General features: G+C 62.0%; 1 protein-coding gene. It reads right to left on the bottom strand.

What is annotated here, in order from left to right; translation table 11 throughout:
- On the bottom strand, positions 1-1,252 hold a 1,252-nt coding region (locus tag CBF90_RS16020; protein ID WP_172407875.1), incomplete at its 3' end, for a hypothetical protein.
- Positions 1,253-1,345: the final 93 nt, after the last annotated feature.

A 1,345-nucleotide genomic window follows, 5' to 3' on the forward strand; every position in this document is an offset into this window, starting at 1 on the left:
ACCGGGACTTGTCCACGGTGAGCTTGGAGTACAGGAAGAATGAGCCGTCGGAGTCCAGCACAGGGGGGGTGGTCTTGTAGTTGTTCTCGGGCTGGCCGTTGGACTCCCATTCCACGGCGATATCGGAGGGGTAGAAGCCTTTCACCAGACATGTCAGGGACACCTGGTTCTTGGTCAGCTCGTCCCGGCTAGGGGGCAGGGTATACACTTGAGGCTCGCGGGGCTGTCCCTTGGCCTTGGAGATGGTCTTTTCGATGGGGGCAGGCAGGGCCTTGTTGGAGACTTTGCACTTGTATTCTTTGCCGTTCAGCCAGTCCTGGTGCAGCACGGTCAGCACAGACACCACCCGGTAGGTGGAGTTGTACTGTTCCTCTCTGGGCTTGGTCTTGGCGTTGTGCACTTCCACGCCGTCCACGTACCAATTGAACTTCACTTCAGGGTCCTCGTGGGACACGTCCACCACCACGCAGGTCACTTCGGGGGTCCGGGAGATCATCAGGGTGTCCTTGGGCTTTGGGGGGAACAGGAACACGGAAGGTCCGCCCAGCAGTTCAGGGGCTGGGCAGGGGGGACAGGTGTGGGTCTTGTCGCAGGACTTGGGTTCCACCTTCTTGTCCACCTTGGTGTTGGAGGGCTTGTGGTTCACGTTGCAGATGTAGGTCTGGGTGCCCAGAGAGCTGGAGGGCACGGTCACCACGGAGGACAGGGAGTACAGGCCGGAGGACTGCAGCACAGCAGGGAAGGTGTGCACGCCGGAGGTCAGGGCGCCAGAGTTCCAGGACACGGTCACGGGCTCGGGGAAGTAGTCTTTCACCAGGCAGCCCAGGGCAGCGGTGCCGCCAGAGGTAGACTTGCTGGAGGGGGCCAGAGGGAACACGCTAGGGCCCTTGGTGGAGGCGGAAGACACTGTCACCAGGGTGCCCTGGCCCCACAGATCCATGCCGGAGCCGCCTCTCAGGATTCTGGCGCAGTAGTACACGGCGGTGTCCTCGGCCCGCAGGCTGTTCATCTGCAGGTACAGGGCGTTCTCGGAGTTGTCCCGGGAGATGGTGAATCTGCCCCGCACGGAGTCGGCGTAGAAGATGTAGCTGCTGCCGCCGGAGATGTAGGACAGCCATTCCAGGCCCTTGCCTGGGGCCTGTCGGACCCAGTGCATGCCGTAGGTGGAGAAGGTGAAGCCGGAGGCGGCGCAAGACAGTCTCAGGGAGCCGCCAGGCTGCACCAGTCCTCCGCCGGATTCCAGCAGCTGCACCTCGGAATGCACACCTGTAGCTGTTGCTACCAAGAAGAGGATGATACAGCTCCATCCCATGGTGGCGGCAAGCTTCGTGTCAAGGACGGTGAG

It is taken from the genome of Microbacterium sp. AISO3, from assembly GCF_002204305.1.
GTDB classification, from domain to species: Bacteria; Actinomycetota; Actinomycetes; order Actinomycetales; family Microbacteriaceae; genus Microbacterium; species Microbacterium arborescens.